The sequence below is a fragment of the Rhizobium sp. Leaf311 genome (assembly GCF_001423445.1).
Lineage (GTDB): Bacteria > Pseudomonadota > Alphaproteobacteria > Rhizobiales > Rhizobiaceae > Agrobacterium.
The window spans coordinates 550421-567447 of sequence record NZ_LMNZ01000004.1; the positions used below are offsets into that span (position 1 = coordinate 550421).

Annotated in this window: 19 protein-coding genes; 8 read left to right on the plus strand and 11 right to left on the minus strand. The window is 59.0% G+C overall.

Translation table 11 applies throughout. The annotated features are described in order from the left end of the window. The first annotated feature begins 37 nt into the window (after window positions 1-37). Both ASF69_RS08425 and blaOXA read left to right on the plus strand, forming a co-directional pair. Entirely contained in the window at window positions 38-523 is a 486-nt protein-coding gene (locus ASF69_RS08425; protein ID WP_062587233.1) for a YcgN family cysteine cluster protein, read from the plus strand. 178 nt (window positions 524-701) lie between these two features. Further along, entirely contained in the window at window positions 702-1475 is a 774-nt protein-coding gene (gene blaOXA / locus ASF69_RS08430; protein WP_348271377.1) for a class D beta-lactamase, read from the plus strand. 3 nt (window positions 1476-1478) lie between these two features. On the opposite strand, the gene ASF69_RS08435 is transcribed toward blaOXA, so the two are convergent. Genes ASF69_RS08435 through ASF69_RS08445 form a run of 3 tightly spaced genes read right to left on the minus strand, consistent with a single transcriptional unit; the run spans window position 1479 to window position 2762 of the window. Next, on the minus strand, window positions 1479-1814 hold the full coding sequence (locus ASF69_RS08435) for a type II toxin-antitoxin system YafQ family toxin (RefSeq protein WP_244475424.1): 336 nt from the start codon (window positions 1812-1814) through the stop codon (window positions 1479-1481). Continuing rightward, entirely contained in the window at window positions 1811-2086 is a 276-nt protein-coding gene (locus ASF69_RS08440) for a type II toxin-antitoxin system RelB/DinJ family antitoxin (protein WP_062586846.1), read from the minus strand. Before ASF69_RS08440 ends, ASF69_RS08435 begins: the two co-directional genes overlap by 4 nt. Window positions 2087-2144: 58 nt before the next feature. Continuing rightward, entirely contained in the window at window positions 2145-2762 is a 618-nt protein-coding gene (locus ASF69_RS08445) for a DUF2799 domain-containing protein (protein WP_062586847.1), read from the minus strand. Between the two features lie 272 nt (window positions 2763-3034). On the opposite strand from ASF69_RS08445, the gene ASF69_RS08450 reads away from it, so the two are divergent. From ASF69_RS08450 to ASF69_RS08460, 3 genes are read left to right on the plus strand one after another with little or no spacing between them, the layout of a single operon-like run. Further along, window positions 3035-5563: a heavy metal translocating P-type ATPase gene (locus tag ASF69_RS08450; protein WP_062586848.1), complete on the plus strand. Its 2529-nt coding sequence runs from the start codon at window positions 3035-3037 to the stop codon at window positions 5561-5563. Next, window positions 5560-5991, plus strand: a complete 432-nt coding sequence (gene cueR, locus ASF69_RS08455) for a Cu(I)-responsive transcriptional regulator (protein WP_062586849.1) — start codon at window positions 5560-5562, stop codon at window positions 5989-5991. The genes ASF69_RS08450 and cueR overlap by 4 nt, the downstream gene beginning before the upstream one ends. A 12-nt stretch (window positions 5992-6003) precedes the next feature. Next, entirely contained in the window at window positions 6004-6201 is a 198-nt protein-coding gene (locus tag ASF69_RS08460) for a heavy-metal-associated domain-containing protein (RefSeq protein WP_062586850.1), read from the plus strand. Window positions 6202-6270: 69 nt separating this feature from the next. Here ASF69_RS08460 and ASF69_RS08465 read toward each other — a convergent pair whose 3' ends face one another. The 3 genes from ASF69_RS08465 to ASF69_RS08470 all read right to left on the minus strand — a co-directional run bounded on the left by ASF69_RS08465 (window position 6271) and on the right by ASF69_RS08470 (window position 8516). Continuing rightward, on the minus strand, window positions 6271-6519 hold the full coding sequence (locus ASF69_RS08465) for a hypothetical protein (protein WP_062586851.1): 249 nt from the start codon (window positions 6517-6519) through the stop codon (window positions 6271-6273). Between the two features lie 42 nt (window positions 6520-6561). Continuing rightward, window positions 6562-6732, minus strand: coding sequence for a hypothetical protein (locus ASF69_RS23345; RefSeq protein WP_200939051.1), 171 nt, complete (start codon window positions 6730-6732; stop codon window positions 6562-6564). Window positions 6733-6797: 65 nt separating this feature from the next. After that, window positions 6798-8516, minus strand: a complete 1719-nt coding sequence (locus tag ASF69_RS08470) for a GH32 C-terminal domain-containing protein (protein WP_062586852.1) — start codon at window positions 8514-8516, stop codon at window positions 6798-6800. Between the two features lie 348 nt (window positions 8517-8864). Between ASF69_RS08470 and ASF69_RS08475 the strand changes: the two genes are divergently transcribed. Next, complete coding sequence (locus ASF69_RS08475; protein ID WP_062586853.1) at window positions 8865-9323, plus strand: hypothetical protein; 459 nt, start codon at window positions 8865-8867, stop codon at window positions 9321-9323. Between the two features lie 91 nt (window positions 9324-9414). On the opposite strand, the gene ASF69_RS08480 is transcribed toward ASF69_RS08475, so the two are convergent. After that, complete coding sequence (locus tag ASF69_RS08480) at window positions 9415-11193, minus strand: di-heme-cytochrome C peroxidase (RefSeq protein ID WP_244475425.1); 1779 nt, start codon at window positions 11191-11193, stop codon at window positions 9415-9417. A 205-nt stretch (window positions 11194-11398) separates the two neighbouring features. On the opposite strand from ASF69_RS08480, the gene ASF69_RS08485 reads away from it, so the two are divergent. Continuing rightward, window positions 11399-12859 carry a protein adenylyltransferase SelO gene (locus ASF69_RS08485; protein WP_062587235.1) on the plus strand — a complete coding sequence of 487 codons (1461 nt, stop codon included), beginning with the start codon at window positions 11399-11401 and terminating at the stop codon, window positions 12857-12859. A 56-nt stretch (window positions 12860-12915) separates the two neighbouring features. On the opposite strand, the gene ASF69_RS08490 is transcribed toward ASF69_RS08485, so the two are convergent. Next, window positions 12916-14016, minus strand: a complete 1101-nt coding sequence (locus tag ASF69_RS08490; protein WP_062586855.1) for a saccharopine dehydrogenase family protein — start codon at window positions 14014-14016, stop codon at window positions 12916-12918. A gap of 122 nt (window positions 14017-14138) precedes the next feature. On the opposite strand from ASF69_RS08490, the gene ASF69_RS08495 reads away from it, so the two are divergent. Then, window positions 14139-14570, plus strand: coding sequence for an Lrp/AsnC family transcriptional regulator (locus tag ASF69_RS08495; RefSeq protein ID WP_062586856.1), 432 nt, complete (start codon window positions 14139-14141; stop codon window positions 14568-14570). 15 nt (window positions 14571-14585) lie between these two features. On the opposite strand, the gene ASF69_RS08500 is transcribed toward ASF69_RS08495, so the two are convergent. The 3 genes from ASF69_RS08500 to ASF69_RS08510 are packed head-to-tail and all read right to left on the minus strand — an operon-like array spanning window position 14586 to window position 17001. After that, complete coding sequence (locus ASF69_RS08500) at window positions 14586-14993, minus strand: type II toxin-antitoxin system MqsA family antitoxin (protein WP_062586857.1); 408 nt, start codon at window positions 14991-14993, stop codon at window positions 14586-14588. 41 nt (window positions 14994-15034) lie between these two features. Continuing rightward, window positions 15035-15298: a type II toxin-antitoxin system MqsR family toxin gene (locus ASF69_RS08505; RefSeq protein ID WP_062586858.1), complete on the minus strand. Its 264-nt coding sequence runs from the start codon at window positions 15296-15298 to the stop codon at window positions 15035-15037. Window positions 15299-15357: 59 nt separating this feature from the next. After that, the gene (locus tag ASF69_RS08510) at window positions 15358-17001 is read right to left on the minus strand and encodes an alpha/beta-hydrolase family protein (protein WP_156462031.1); all 1644 of its coding nucleotides are present in this window, start codon (window positions 16999-17001) and stop codon (window positions 15358-15360) included. Window positions 17002-17027: the final 26 nt, after the last annotated feature.

A 17027-nucleotide genomic window follows, 5' to 3' on the forward strand; every position in this document is an offset into this window, starting at 1 on the left:
CAGCCCGCCGGTGCAAAATGAAATGGAAATGTTAACGATGAGTGACGCGCCATTCTGGAAAACCAAAACGCTGGCGCAAATGAGTAACAGCGAGTGGGAAAGCCTGTGCGATGGCTGCGGTCTCTGTTGTCTCAACAAGCTGGAGGATTGGGATAGCGGGGATGTGGTCTTCACCTCTGTCGCCTGCCAGTTGCTGGATGGAGACAGCTGTCAGTGTTCGGATTATCCGAACAGGCGCGACACGGTGCCCGATTGCATCCAGCTCAGCCTCAAGCTCGTCAATGAGATCGGCTGGCTGCCGCCGACCTGCGCCTATGCGCTGGTGCGCGATGGCGAGGACCTTTACTGGTGGCACCATCTCGTTTCCGGAGATCGTGAGACGGTGCATATTGCGGGCATTTCGGCGCGCGGGCGGACCGTCAGCGAGCTTGATGTCGAGGTGGACGATTTCGAAAACTACGTCGTCGACTGGCCCTTGACGGTGGGAGACGAACCTTTGGCCCAGCAACCGGAGCAGGCTTGAAGCAGGCGTGCCTGTGAGGGCGGCGGGGCAGGGTGCGACGGCGGTCCTATTCCTGCCGCATCGAGCCATTAATGCGCTCCCATCTTTTCTTATGCCCGATACCGGCTATGATGTATGGTCGGCAAGTCAAGGATCATCTATGCGCAATCGTTTCGCGCTTTTTCTGCCCATATGCCTGATGATCATGGTCGCGCCCGCGCGTGCTCAATCATTGCCGCCCTTTGAATGCACCTTCGTCACGTCGGTGGAAACAGGAGCGGTCATTACCCAGCAGGGAAGCTGCGACAAGCGGGCCTCTCCGGCCTCCACCTTCAAGGTGCCTCTGGCGCTGATCGGCTATGAGTCCGGTATACTGCTGGATGAATTCAATCCCGTCTGGGAATGGAAAAAAGGCATGGAAGCGCCGCCAGCCGCGCGCAAGAAAGTCGATCCAACGACGTGGCAGAAGGAATCCGTGCTCTGGTACTCGCGTGAAATCACCAGCCGTCTGGGGCAGGAAAAGTTTTCAGCCCTCGTCAAGAAACTGGGCTTCGGCAATGCCGATGTGGCCGGTGACGCGGGCGAAAACAACGGCCTGACCGATGCCTGGCTCGGCACCTCGCTGCAGATTTCGCCCGTCGAGCAGATCGGCTTCATGCGCAGGCTTCTTGCCAACAACCTGCCATTCTCGCGCGATGCGCAGAACAAGACCAAGGCCATCATTCCTGTTTATGATGGTGCCGAGGCCTGGAGCGCGCATGGCATAACCGGCACCGGCAACCTCAAGACCCCCGATGGCAAACCCGATCCCGACCGCCCCTTCGGATGGTTCGTTGGCTGGGCAGAACGCGAAGGCCAACACATCGTCTTCGTCCGCTTCCGCGTCAACGACAAGCCAACCGACATCCCCATGGGGCAGGTCGTCCGCGACGAATTCCTGCGCGATATACCGCGCTTCTCGGTTCATCGTTAGGCTCTATCGAAAAAGTTCGGAATGGGTGCCCGCGCGCGTAAAGACGACCAGATTGCTGGGCCCATCTAGCCTGTAGATCAGCAGAAAATCACCGCCAATGTGACATTCACGAAAGTCGCGCCATTCTCCGGTCAGTTCATGGTCGCGAAATTGTGCAGGTAGCGGCGCGTCATTGGCGATGAGAAGGATGAGGACTTCTTTCAGCTTCACCATGTCGAAGCGGCCGGAATCATTGAGCCTCTTCCAGTCTTTCAGGAACTGTTTGGTAAAGTCGCACATGCGCGGCACTGTCGTGCGCTTCTGTGCCGCCCCTGTTGCCCCATCCTTTTTGCCCTTCACTTATCCTCGCTATCCAGCGCATCGTGCAGGGCCTGCGATGTCTTGAAGCGGCCATGTTTTCTGGCGGCAATTTCGCGGGCCTCCTCCATGGCGGCCAGCGTTTCTGCATTTGGGCGCGTCAGCTCGATCGGTAAAGCCTTTTCGCGGGCAATCCGGGTCAACATCATGCGCATGACATCGGAAACTGTCAGGCCAAGGCTGTCAAGAACAGCCGTCGCATCGTCCTTCAGTTCTTGGTCTATACGCGCCCTGACATATGCATTCGCAGTCATGAGCTTACTCCTTTGTGCCCATTATGTAGCTCAATTGGGCATCACGTTCAAGCTACGCTCAATAGCCGCCACGATACATCGGCGCGTTCGGGTTCTGGCGGAAATAGGCGAGGTCGCGTTCGGCGTCCTGGAGGTCGTAGCCGAGATCATCGGCCTCGCGGCGGGCGCGGCTGCGGTCCCGCTCCAGATCGTCTATCCGGTCGCGGATGCCGCGGCGGTCCTTGTCCTCGGCCTTTTTCAGGTCTTCCGACAGGCGGTCTGCCTCCGACTCTCGCGAGCTTATGTCAGAGCGCAATGAATCGATGCGTGAACGCAGGTCGTAGACCCGCTTTCCGAGGCTGTAGCCGCGCACGAAGTCTTTTTCCATCTCGACCGGGCAGACATTGTTGTATGCACCGCCGCCTTCTCCGTGGGATGCGCCACTGAGCGGGGTGCAGAAGCGTTTGATGCCGGTCTGGTAGCCCTGATACCATTGCGTCTGGTTTGGCGTGGCACCGCTTTTGGAACAGGATCGGACATGATCTGCAAAGCGGCTCTGGGGCTCATATCCGGCTGCGCCATCCGTGTCGCCGACCACCGTCCAGTCAGCCACGCGGCATTCTTCCTTGGACATGGTGCCGCATGAAGCAAGTGTCATCATTCCGGCAGCCATGCCGGCGAACAAGAAGAAACGCATATTGAACCCCCGTTAATATTCGTTAACGGTTTTAAGCATAGATCGTTTTTTTATTCCAGATAGTCCTCGAATATATTGAAATATCTAATTTAGAATATTATTGCGACGCGATAATAAAGTATTGAATTGATTTATACAGGGATGCGGCGGCTTTCTTAGCCTTAAGGTCGCAGCTCGCACCCTCGCCAGGAGAAAAGCTCCAAAGAGCGCAAAAGCCGCTTGACCTTCCCATGATGGTAACCATTACAACGGCTCGTGAAAGGGGAAATCCCATGAACGAGACCATCAAGACGTTGACCCAGGCCGAACCGATCTCCCTGTCCGTGGACGGGATGACCTGCGCGTCCTGCGTGCGGCGCGTCGAGACTGCCGCTGGCAAGGTGCCGGGTGTCGCGACAAGCTCGGTCAATTTCGCCACCAGAAAGCTGACCGTTGAGGCTGCCGATGGCTTTTCGGCAAAGACGCTTGCCGCTGCCGTCAAGAAGATTGGCTATGAGGTTGTGCCCGAACGGCATGAACTCTTCGCAACCGGGCTGAAAGGCCCGCAGGATGCGGCGCGGCTGAAAGCCGTGCTGGAGGCGGTTGCGACGACGCTCAATGCCGAAGTTGATGAGGCTGGCCATGTTACCGTCGAGGGCATGGGGGGAAATCGCGAAGGCGAGATGCTGGTTGAGACGGCAAAGGCCGCTGGCTTTGCGCTGGCAAAGCAGAAAAAGCCGCACCATGGCGAAGCCCATGACGACGCTGCCGCAGGCCATGACCATACGCATCACGCCGGTGATGAGGTTCGTTTGAAGCGCGACCTGACCGTCGCTGCTATCCTGACGGCACCGCTTTTCATTCTGGAAATGGGCGGTCATCTCTATGCACCCATGCATCATTGGCTGATGGGCGTCATCGACGTCCAGAACCTCTATTACCTCTATTTCCTGCTGGCGACGGCGGTCATATCAGGGCCGGGTCTGCGGTTTCTGAAAAGCGGCATTCCGGCTTTGCTGCGCGGCGCGCCCGAGATGAATTCTCTGGTTGCCCTCGGCGTCAGCGCGGCCTACCTCTACTCTCTGGTGACGACCTTTGCGCCGGGCCTGCTGCCGGAAAATGCCCGCCATGTCTATTACGAGGCGGCGACTGTCATCGTCACGCTCATCCTGTTCGGGCGCCTGCTGGAAGCGCGCGCCAGTGGCAGAACCGGCGATGCCATCCGCAAGCTGATGACGCTTCAGGCAAAGACCGCGCGGGTGGAGAGAGACGGGCAGACAGTGGATATTCCCGCTGATGAGGTGAGGGTTGGCGATATCGTCATCATCCGCCCTGGCGAGCGTCTGCCCGTGGATGGCAAGGTCGTGGAAGGCTCGTCCTTCATCGATGAATCCATGATCTCGGGCGAGCCGGTGCCGGTGGAAAAAGCGCTTGGCGCATCCGTTACGGGCGGGACCATCAACAAAAACGGCACGCTGAAATTCCAGGCAACCAAGGTCGGCGCCGATACGATGCTGTCGCAGATCATCCGGCTGGTGGAGCAGGCGCAGGGCGCAAAGTTGCCGATCCAGCTTCTGGTGGACCGCGTCACGGCGCTGTTCGTGCCTGTCGTCATTGCCATTGCAATCCTTACATTCATCGTCTGGGCAATGTTCGGGCCTGAGCCTGCCTACACCTTTGCGTTGATCAATGCGGTCGCAGTTCTCATCATCGCCTGCCCCTGCGCCATGGGGCTCGCCACGCCGACATCCATCATGGTGGGCACCGGCAGGGCTGCGGAACTGGGCGTGCTGTTTCGCAAGGGAGAAGCCCTGCAATCGCTGCGGTCTGCCGATGTGGTTGTCCTCGACAAGACCGGCACGGTGACCAAGGGAATGCCTGAGATGACCGATCTCATTGTCGCAGATGGCTTTGATGAGGGAGAGGTTCTGTCGCTGGTCGCTGCCGTTGAAAGCCGCTCGGAACACCCCGTTGCCGAGGCAATCGTTGAGGCAGCAAAGACAAGAAACCCTGCGGTAGCACCGGACCGGCAGCCGACCATCACCGCGTTCGAAAGTCTGACTGGCTACGGGATTTCGGCGACGGTCGATGGCAGACAGGTCGCGGTGGGCGCAGACCGGCTGATGGTCAAGCTCGGACTGTCGGTCAAGCCTTTCGCGCAGGACGCACAGCGTCTGGCTGACGAGGGCAAGACGCCGCTCTATGCCGCCATCGACGGCAGGCTGGCGGCCATCATTGCAGTGGCTGATCCCCTGAAGCCATCGAGTGCGGATGCAATCCGTTCCCTGAAAAATCTCGGTGTCGAGGTCGTCATGGTGACCGGCGACAATGCAAGGACCGCTCAGGCCATTGCCCGGCAGGTGGGCATAGACAGGGTTCTGGCCGAGGTGTTGCCGGAGGGCAAGGTGCAGGCCATCGAAGATCTGCGAAAGGGCGAAAGAAGCATCGCTTTCGTTGGAGATGGCATCAATGACGCACCGGCGCTTGCCCGGGCCGATATCGGTATCGCCATCGGTACCGGCACCGATGTGGCCATTGAAAGCGCCGATGTCGTGCTGGTGAGCGGAGACCTTGTTGGCGTGGTTCACGCCATGGAAATGAGCCGTGCCACCATGCGCAACATTCGCCAGAACCTGTTCTGGGCCTTCGGTTACAATGCAGCACTCATTCCGGTGGCCGCTGGCGTTCTCTATCCCGCCTTTGGCATCACGCTTTCTCCCATGCTGGGGGCGGGCGCCATGGCGCTGTCGTCCGTCTTCGTGCTGGGCAATGCTCTGCGGTTGAAGAGGGTTGCGATCTCAGACCGAAAGGATGCGCTATGAATATCGGGCAAGCCTCTCAGGCATCGGGCGTTTCCGCCAAGATGATCCGCTATTACGAGCAGATCGGCCTTATCACGCCAGCCATGAGGACAGGCAATAATTATCGCACCTATGGCGATCAGGACATCCACAATCTGCGCTTCATAAAACGGTCCCGCACGCTCGGCTTTTCGCTGGAAGAAACGGAAACGCTGCTGAAGCTGTGGCGCGATAAAGGCCGGGAAAGTGCTGCCGTCAAAGACATTGCGCTTGCCCATATTGCCGATCTGGAGCGCAAGATTGCGGAAATGAAGGGCATGGTGAACACACTATCCCACCTTGCCCATTGTTGCGGCGGCGATAACCGGCCCGATTGCCCGATACTGGACGACCTGGCCGGGACCGACACGCCGGTTCATCCAGGAACAGACATCAAAGTTAAGCGCTGAAAGGAAAGACCTATGACATCAATATTTTCCGTACCCGACATGACATGCGCCCACTGCGAAAAGACGGTGCGCGGCGCGCTTTCGGAAGCACTTCCCGGCGCTGACGTCACGGTCGATCTGGCAACGCACAGGGTGACTGTCGCGGGCGATGCCGATGCGGCTGAGGCGGCCATGCGTGACGTTGGCTACAGCCCGTCCCGCATCGACTGAACGCATAAAAAAAGCGGCGGGACCATCGGTCCTGCCGCCTTCCAATAACCAGCTGTTTAAGATCGGGGTTTACACCTCGTCGAAAGCGCCGCCTTCGCGGGAAGGGTTGCGGTCGATGACGCGCTCTTCCATATCATCCGGCAGGGCCTCGTCGCTTTCCTGATAGGCGTCGTCTTCGCTTTCGGATTCTTCCTCGCGGAGTTCCTGCTCAACCTGCTGTGAAAGCTCGCCGTCCGCAGGCAGGTCGTCTACCTCGAGATCAACCAGATCCTGATCGAGGGCATCTTCGTTTTCTGTGAGCGGGGTACGCGGGTCCATGATGGAATTCCTTTTGATTACAGGGATTTGGTCAGCAATGCGTCAGGATTGGGTAGTAGCGAACACGATCATCGTCATGTAGATGACGAAGGCCATGATGCCGATGGCGGCGATGACGAGGATAATGCCCTGGCCAGCGCGCTTCTTCTCGCCCTTGTTCTCGTTCGCCTCAGACGGAAAGAGAATGGGATCGGTTTCCTGTATCTTGGTCATGAAGCTCTCCTGTGTGTCGTTCTATTGTTAAGAGAACGGTAAAACACGCGGAATGTTCCTGACGCCTATTGCTTGAGCGACCAGATGGTGGCGTGCGCAACTGCACCTTCGGTGGTTTTCAGCGTCGCCGACCGCACCGGCTCGAAGCTGGCGATGCGCTTAGTGCCGACATAGCGCCCGTGATCCGCAAACACCTCGATTGAGCCATAATCGATGAAGATGCGCAGCCGGAACGGACGCGCGCCCTGCGAGATATAGCGCGGCGAGGTGGCATCGCTGCTGCCATCCTCATGGCGAATCCAGAGGCCGGTTTCATCGCAGACGACGCCGAGCCTGACATCGGGATGATCGAGCTCCAGCTCGAAGGGAAGGCCGGGTTTGGTGAGCTCGAACAGAAGCTCGACAGCGCCGGTGGGGAACTCCACCTTTTCACCGGCGGCCAGTCTGGTCCGGTCGAGAATGCGGTGGCGTAGGCTTTCCGCCGCACCAATCGGCGGTGTCAGCAGGGCGCCGTTGGAGAAATGAATGCGGCGTGGAAGCGTCATGGCCGTTGGGAAATCGATTTCCGGTGTTGCATCCGCCCAGTTGGCCAGCCAGCCAATGCCGACAATGGTATCGCCATCAAGGAAAGCCTGAAAGGCGTAGTTGTCGGTGCCGAAATCCAGCTCCTGCCCGAATTCCTTGACGAAAGTCTTGCCATCGAACCAGCCGACATCGGCCATGGTGAGGTTCTTGCGGCCGGTTGCAGCATCTTCCGAATGCATGAGGCCGTAGGTCAGCACCCAGCGGGTGGAGCGGGAATTGGCGGGACCATCGAGCGGCAGAAGGCAGGGGCACTCTATGGCGGTTGTCTTGTAGCGCGTTTCCACCCACAGCTTGCCGACATAGGTCCAGCCAGAGGCGGCTGTCGGATCCTGCGTTTCATAAAGAAGGATCACCCCGCCGCCATCGCTCTGGCTGCCCAGAAGCATTTTCCACAGCCCGTCCGGGCCGCGCACCACATAGGGATCACGAAAATCAGGCGTCAGTCCCTGCCCATCCGGGCGGTGGCCCAGGATTACATCTGCCTGACCGGCCATGATGAGGTCCGAGGATGTTGCGGTCAGCTGAATCTGCTGTTCGGGTACGCGGTCCTGCACCTGCTCGGTAAAGAACACGCGGATGCCGGTGCCTTCGACCAGCGGAATGGTGGAGCCCGAATAGGCACCGCCGCGCTTGTCCGGTCGGGTGGTGAGGTCTTCGGATGGGAAGAGGAAGATCGGCAGATGCCGCCAGCGCAGGTAATCCGAAGACACCGCATGGCCCCAATGCATCGTGTTCCAGCGCAAGCCGTGCGAATAATGCTGATAGAACAGGTGCGGGCGTCCCTCGAAGCGGCCAAAGCCGTTGGGATCGTTCATCCAGCCGAAGGGTGGGCGGAAATGGTAGCTATCCGGCAGATCAGGCGCGGCATTATCAGGCTTGGTATGGACCACGGTAATGCCGGTTTCCAGCACATCCGAGGCCGTGAACCAGTAGATCACCGAGACTGCTGTGGTGACGGTATCGTAGCTGAGCTCAACCCGCCCGCCGCCGAACACCTGATAGATACGGAAGTTGTATTCATCGACATTGGTGGAGGAGACTTCACCGAACTTGCCATTGTGATTGGAGAAGGACACCGAGCCCGGTTCCTCCGCTTTCTTCGCCTTCAGCCACACATGGAAGGTCGCATTGACCGGAAGATCGGTTTGGATGGTGCGGATTGCGCTTTCGATCTCTACGGGCAAGGCGGTATCGTTCATTCCCACTTCCTTTCATGTCTGTGCAACAACAGCATAGGAACGAAAGTGGCAGGTTAAAGTTCATCCGCAACAACAGACGTGGCGCTGGCTGGTGCGCGCACGGGCACCGCCAGCCAGATCGCGCCGAACACATGCCAATGTGAATAGAGGTGCAAGCACAACCGGACGGACTTGCTTCCGCCGCGGGAAATGCCGTCTGTCTTTAACGATTTTGAGGTGAGATGCCCGGTTTTCAGGGTCGTAAAGTTAATTCTAATTTATTTATAGTTGAAATTATCTGTTAATCAATGCACCCTCGCCATTGCCCGCCCGCAGAAATTGGGCACTGATTCGGCTGGGAGCGATGAGATGACGGCTTTCCGTTCAAGAACCGCGATTGCGACCCTATTGCTGTGTTGTGCCGTTCCGGCAGCGACGCAGGCAGGCAGTGTTGGCTGCGGCCCGCAAGAGGCCGAACAGGCTCAAACGCTTCACTATACCGTGTCGCAAGGCCAACGAATGATTGCCCGTTCGTGGTTGCAGGCGATGAAGCCGCCGACTGACCGCAGCTTTGACGCCGCTGGTCTAGGCCGGTTCGGTTTTGAGCCAATGGATAGGCGTTCGGCAAGTCTGCGATCCGGCTTCAAGGGTGAGGAAGCGGTGTCCCCGCCCATGGCAAATGCCGCCTGCATCGACTGCCAGCCACCGCAGCTTGCTTCATCAGATGCGGTAGCGCTGCCGGTGAAGGATTTCAAATCCCTGGATTTCCAGAGCCTTGTCGCCGATATGAAAAACCGCAAGCTTGCCATAGCAAGTGCGGCTTTCTAGGCACGAGCGAACTCGCATAAATATTACGGGTACCGCACGGTCCCCATCGCCGCCGGGAGGCCGGGGCAGGGAAACCGTGCCGGTCCGCGGCTCAAAGGGTCTTCAAATATTCCAGCAGGGCGCGCTTTTCCGCATCCGGAAGGGTCGTGCCAAATTCATGACCACAGCGGCTGTTGCCGGAGTTACGGTTTTCACAGCCGGTGGTGACGGTTGTTGAGGAAACACCGCTTTGCGTGGACGCAAGGCCGACCTTTTCAATGTCATAATCGCGACCGACATTGAATTGTGCCGGGCGTTCGGCGGCGGGTTTAAGCAGGTCCGCCAGTGTCGGCACGGAGCCGTTGTGCAGGTATGGTGCTGTTGCCCAGATGCCCTGTATCACCCGCGATTCATATTTGAAGGCCGTCGAGCCATCCGGTGCCGTCTTCTTCATGACGGTGCGGCCTTCACCGCGCGACCTTGGAAAGGCTTCCTTCAGTTCACGCAGGTTGCTCGGCAGCCGCAGTTCCGGAATGCTGGCGGTCTTCGCGTCCGCGGTGGGGGCGGCGGCCTTCAGCGATGCGCCGTTTTCGCGGGTGTCCAGCAATATGCTGCCATAGTGCTGCAGGATGCTTCCCGCCACCGCAACGGTGAGGATGTCGATAGATGGCTCCGTCTTGCCCAGCTTGTCGTTCAGGAACGGGATACGGGCTCCCTGCATGACGCCTGTCGAGGCGGTCCAGCTCATCACGTCGTACTGGCGGCTGTCGGTGCCGACATCCAGAATGGGTGTCCTCCACGTCTTGTTGAACAGACGCGATTTACCCGGCTGGATGCTATGACAGTCCGCGCAGCCATTGTTGCCGGTGCGGTTGAAAACCACAGCACCCTGGGCCGCCAGTGCCTGATCGACCGGGAAGGGGTATTTCGGCGGTCCCATTTTCTTGATCAGGCCTTCCAGTGTGGAAAGCCCGCTGAAATTGACGGAATTGCCAGCCAGATAATCATAGCCCAGCAGCGACCATTTTTCCTTCTTCGGTGCAAATTCTCCAAAGACGCCATAGACTTCGCCAACATTGCGGGCGAGGCCCAGGAGATCGCTGCCATTGGCGGCAAAGCCCGGCCACTGCGTGTAATCCTGAATGGCGGCGTTCCAGAGGAACGGATAGCGCACCGGTGCATCCGCAGGCTTGATATTGGCAACCAGAAGATTGGAGGGGGGCGGGCCGATATCCAGACCCGTCAGGCGGTTGAAGATCATCCCGACCGCATCCAGACGGCCAACGCCCCAGTTTTCATGCGGCACGCCATTGGCGACGATGGCGTTGAAACGCTGGGCCCAGAGCCGGAAGTCGGTCTCCAGCCATGCAAGGCTATTGGGGTCCTGATATTCGGTGCCAAGCACCTCCTTCGCGAAGGCATCGAAAGCGGCCTTGTCATTGGCAATCGTCTGTGTGGCGGTGTTTATGTCCACCAGAAGGCCGTGAAAATCAACGAGTGCGGGTCCTCCATCGATGCGGTAGCGCGTGCCGGACACCGCAATTTCGCGGGTGTGGCAAGCCGAACAGGTCATGCCGACCATTTGCTGCGGGCCATCGCCTGTTACCGGAAAGCCGACAGGCAAGCCAGAAGATGGTCCCGTCATGGGCAGATATCCATAGCGGGTCAGGCCATCAGCCAGAAAGCTCGTTCCATCCGGCCGCTTCAGCGCCTGCAACCACGACAGAGGCATCAAGCGCGAGCCCTGATCCTGCGTGTAGTATGAATTACGGGTGGTGGCGTTCCAGTTGCTGCCCTGATCCGCGTAGACGATCTGCTGCGCCGACGAAGGCGCGGTAAGACAGATGGACAGAAAGCCAGCCGCCAATATCGGTGAAAAACCTGATTTCATATGCATTTGCCCCACACAAACCCCGATGGAAATTGAAAACGGATACTGCTAGCACTGGTTGTGTAATTCAATTGTGATTAATGGGTTGTAATCTTTCGCAGGTTCGCGTCATCTTGCACGAAAAGGCCCGACCTTTGCGGTCCCGGTACCCTCGAATTTGCGGTTGCCTGTCCCCATATGAGTGGAAACAGGGAGAAAACCCGTGATCCGTTTCGACAATTCCTATGCCCGCCTGCCGGAGCATTTTTCCGCAGCAGTCCTGCCAACGCCGGTTGCAGCACCCTTGCTGATTGCCTTCAACCATGAGCTTGCGCAGGAGCTTGGCCTCGACCTTTCCGGCGTTGACGACGCAAGGCTCGCGGCAATTTTTTCCGGCAATGTGGTGCCTGCGGGTGCCGAGCCGCTGGCCATGGCCTATGCGGGCCATCAGTTCGGCAATTTCGTGCCACAGCTGGGCGATGGCCGGGCGATCTTGCTCGGCGAAGTCATTGATACCAATGGCAAACGCCGCGACATCCAGCTCAAGGGGTCCGGCCCGACGCGCTTCTCACGCCGGGGCGATGGAAGGGCCGCACTCGGTCCTGTCCTGCGCGAATATATCGTTTCCGAAGCCATGCACGCGCTCGGCATTCCCGCAACACGGGCGCTGGCGGCGGTGGCGACGGGAGAGCGGGTGCAGCGGGAAACCGGTCTGCCCGGTGGCGTCGTGACGCGTGTTGCGGCAAGCCATATTCGCGTCGGCACCTTTCAGTATTTTGCCGCGCGTGAAGACACCGACGCCATCAAGGCGCTGTGTGACTATGTGATCGAGCGGCATTATCCGGAGGTTCGGGCGGAGCCGAAGCCCTATCTTGCGCTGCTACAGGCGATTGCTGCACGCCAGCGCGAACTCATATGCCGCTGGATGATGGTGGGCTTCATCCACGGTGTCATGAACACCGACAATGTCGCGATTTCGGGCGAAACTATCGATTTTGGGCCTTGCGCCTTCATGGATGAATATAATCCTAACAAGGTCTTCTCCTCCATCGATGCGCAGGGGCGTTATGCCTATAACAACCAGCCCGGCATTGCCCAATGGAACATTGCGCGGCTGGCGGAATGCCTGCTGCCTCTTCTGGACGACGATGAGGACAAGGCGGTGGAAGAGGCCAATGCCGTGCTTGCCGAATTCGCCGAGGCCTTCCCGAAGCTCTGGCTTTCCGGGATGCGCAAGAAGCTTGGCCTGACAACGCAGGACGATGCGGACGGCCAATTGGTGCAGGATCTGCTCAGCCTGATGCACCGTTCCGAAGTGGATTACACGCTGACGTTCCGCAGGCTATGCGACGCCGCCGATGGAAACGCGGAGCCGTTTCGCGGCATGTTCATAGACCTCGCCGGTGCCGATGAATGGCTGGCCCGGTGGCGCCAGCGGGCTTGGCAGGAAGCAACGACCGAAAGCGCGCGGGCGCAGGCCATGCGGGCGGTCAATCCCGCAGTCATTCCCCGCAACCACCGTATCGAAGAGGTGATTGCGGCGGCGGTTGAAGACGGCGATCTTGAGCCGTTCCACGCCATGCTGAAGGCTACCGCGCGGCCCTATGAAGAGCTGCCGGAATTTGTGGTTTACGCTCAAGCGCCCATGGGGCATGAGCGGGTGTTTCGGACGTTTTGCGGGACGTAATCATGGGCGGGTGCCCGAGGGTGGGGTAAATCCTACCCTCAGGCACTGCTGCAAAATCAACCCACCTTTGCCAGACTTTCCTTTGGCGCGTAATACTGGCCGAAGCGGTTGGCAAGGAAGTCTGCCAAGCCGATATCCTCCTGTTTGACAAAGCCTTTTTGCGGCAGCTTGTCCTGCGCCAGAAGGTCGAGGACCGTGGTGATGCCGGCGGCGGTGGTGATCTGGATTGCGCTCATCATGCGGCCAGAGACCGGTCCGGCGTAGACCTTGTGGGCATAGGTCTCCTGCATGAAACGTCCATTCTTCGTGCCGCAAACGGTAACGAAGACGATGACGACATCCTGCATGGTGGCGGGCAGGGCATTTTCGAACAGGTCTTTCAGCACATCACGCCTGTTGCGCAGGTTGAGGTCGTTGAGCAGGGCCTTCATGATGGAAACGTGGCCGGGATAACGGATGGTGCGGTAATTCATGGTGCGCACCTTGCCTTCCAGCGTGGCGGCAAGCGTGCCAAGGCCACCCGAGGTGTTGAAGGCCTCGTAGGTCATGCCGTCGAGCGAGAATTCCTCGCGTTCTTCGAGTGCAGGAACGGCGGTAAGGCGTCCCTCGACAATGGCTTCGCAGGGCTCGATATATTCGTTGATGAGCCCGTCCGTGCTCCATGTGAGATTATAATTCAAGGCGTTGGACGGATATTGCGGAAGCGCGCCGACGCGCATCCGCACGCTGTCCAGCTTGTCGAAGCGGGCGGCAAGATCTGCGGCGACGATGGAGATGAAGCCGGGTGCAAGGCCGCATTGCGGGATGAGCGCGCATTCGGCGGTTTCGGCAAGCTTCTTGACCTTGCGGGTGGATTCGACGTCTTCGGTAAGGTCGAGATAATGCGTGCCGACGGCAACGGCAGCTTCGGCAATGCCGGCAGTGAGGTGGAAGGGTGCTGCCGACAGCACGGCGAACTTGTCCTTCAGCAAAGCCTGCAGGCCAGGGCGATCGGTGATGTCGACGATCTCGGTATCGATGCGCTCATGGCCCGGAATATTGGCAAGCTGGTCTGCAGAGCGGTCCGCAACGGTGACGCGGTAATCGCCGGTCACGGCCAGCATCCAAGCGATTGCAGAGCCGATATTGCCTGCACCGATAATGACGATGTGTTTCATTTTTGTCCCCTCGCGATAATGCACTGAGGTACCATGATGCCGCCAATTCGCGTCGATTCGTAGCTTCACACTGTGCAGATTTACCCGTAAGATTGACCAGATCGCCAACAGGATTGTGCATTATGCCGATAAGCGAAAAAGACCGGGCGCTGCTGTCGCTGCTGGCCGAGAATGCGCGGATGCCGGTGGCTGAGCTGGCGCGCAAACTTGGGCTTTCCCGCACCACCGTGCAGGCGCGTATCGAGCGGCTGGAGGCGGAAGGGGTGATTGCGGGCTATGGCATCAGGCTTTCCGACAGCTATCTTTCGGGGCTGGTGCGGGCACATGTGCTGATTACGATCGCACCAAAAGCTTTGGCGGGCGTGACAGCCGCGCTTGCGGCGACCAAGGAGGTGACGACGCTGCATTCCGTAAGCGGCAGCTTCGACCTCATCGCCATTCTGACGGCACCGTCGATTGCCGATCTAGACCGGCTGATCGATGGAATCGGTGCGCTTGATGGCGTGGAGCGGACCCTGTCTTCGGTGATATTGTCGACACGGATTTCGCGGTGAGGTGGCGTGTCAGGGCTATGCCCGCTTAAGCTCCTCAAGTTCCTCCGGGTGCTTCTCCAGCACGCGGAAGAGATTAATGACGGCAGCCGTAGGCGTAACCTTGCCGGTTTCATAGCGCGAAAAGGCATTGTGCCCGCCACCGGTAATTTTCGATGCTTCCAGCTGATTCATTCCCAGCTTTTTACGGATGCGCCGTAACTCCTTACCCGTGGAACGGCGGGCTTCCAGTACGAGTGCATCACTTGCCTCGGCGTAGCGCTCGGCGCTTTCAGCATCAAACTCGATTTCGCCGCAGACCGGGCAGCGAAAGCCGGAAAGGCCTTCGATCTCGATAACCAGTCCATGATGTTCGATGCGGTGGGTTTCGTTTGAAAAGGCGGACATTTCTGCGCCAGAATCGCAGCACATGCAGATATCGCTCATGACTCCAACTCCTTGAATTGTATAACCAATGCTCCGTTCGTTCAGAGCGTCAGCTTGATATAGGCCCTGCCGCCGGGGGTATCCGCATAATAGACATCCTGCCAAACAGTGGTGTCGCTGTGGGTCGTCATCGACTTATAGAGACACTTTGCATTGAGCCCGCAGATGACGTCGATCATTTCGCCAACCGTGAGTTCCATACGCCGCCCGCCATCGATTGCGGTCTTGGTGAATACTGCTGCGCGCCGTTCTTTTACGATGGCGATGATCGTCTTTAGATCATAATGGGCGAGCCGTTTTTCCATACTTCATATTACCCTTAAGGGGTAATTTTGCAAGATGGCGCCGTTGTGACGACTTGGCTTTATACCGGGTCCATACTGCCGCGCCTTGCCTTGAAGAACATCTTCAGGCGCTGGATTTCGGCGGGGCTCCAGCCCTGGGGCTGGGTCACTTCCAGCCATGCGTCTATGTAATGTTCGGGCGCATAGACGTGGCCGTAACCCATGGGGGCGGTGGTTGCGGCGGCGACATCCAGCAGCAATTGCAGGGAGGTGACGACCGGGAACCAGTGGAAGGATGAGGATACGTCACGGCCGCGCGGCTGCTGCATCCATTCCGGACGGCGATAGACCGACGATGTTTCGAAGAAGGTGACGGGATCGCTGGCATATTGCAGATAGACGATGCGCATGGGCCCCCAGGGCTTGTCCGGCATCTGGGCGCTGGAATACTGATCGGCAAAGCGGATGACCGAGGAATCCCGGAACTTCGGCAGCCAGTAGGGCGTGCCCGGAACACGCCCTGATGTGGCCATACGCCATGTGGGGCTGGAAAAGGGCGGGCCGCTCCAAAGCGCGCCCTCAAAGGGATCGGCCAGAACATCGTAAAGATCGGAGGATTTCTGGCTGTTGAGCGCGCCGAGGCTTAACCCATGCAGATAGAGCTTTGGACGGGTTTCCTTCGGCAGTGTCGTCCAGTAGCCGTAGATGGCTTCAAACAGGGCGCGGGCCGTTTCCACGCCGTAATCCGGCTCTGTCAGAAGGGCGATCCAGCTGGAGAGATAGGAATATTGAACGGCGACGCTGGCGACATCGCCTGAGTGGAGATATTCAATTGTATCAAGGGCTTCCGGGTCTATCCAGCCGGTGCCGGTGGGCACAACGACAAGCAGGGTGGAGCGCGCAAAACCGCCACTGCGCTTCAGCTCCTCCAGCGCCAGTGCGGCACGCTCTGCAGGCGTTTGCCCGGAGTTGAGACCCGCATAGACGCGGATCGGCTCCATGGCCGGGCGACCGGTAAAGGCGGAAATTTCGGCGCTGTGGGGGCCGGTTGCCACGAATTCACGCCCGCGCCGACCGAGCGATTCCCACGACATGAGCGAGGCTTCGCTGCCGGTTTTCATGGGGTCCGAAGGGCGGGGCACATCCGGCTCTATGAGGCTGTCCACCCGCTTCAACGAGCTGTCCAGGAAGCGCAGGCCGATATCCACCACAAGGCCGTTGAGAAGCAGTACCGCGATGACGCCAGCGGCGGCGATGCCGACGACATTGGCCAGACGGCGCGGCAGAAAACGGCGGCTACGCAGGGCAAAAAGCCGCCGCACAATCTGGAACAGCCGCCCAAAGCCAATAAGAAGCCCGGCGACACCAACCGCAATGGCCCCGGTCTTTATGCGGTGGGCGCTGTCCAGCGGATCAAGCTCCATGAGGGCGCGGATGGAGTTCTGCCATGTTGCGGCCTGCCAGAGAAAGCCGATGGCGGCGACCAGGGCCGCAAGCGAGACGACGAAGAGAATGCCGCGCTTGTCATGCCGCGAGGGTTGCGGCAGGCCGAGATAGATGGCGACATGCTTTGCCAGAATGCCGATGAAATAACCGATGGCGAAGGAAAAACCGCACAGCACACCCTGCATGACGAAGGTGCGCGGCAGCAGGGACGGTGTGAGCGACACGCAGAGCAGCACCGTGCCAAAGACGATCCCCGTGCTGGAAAGCGGCGTGACCAAGCGTCTGATCCATCTCAATATTTCTG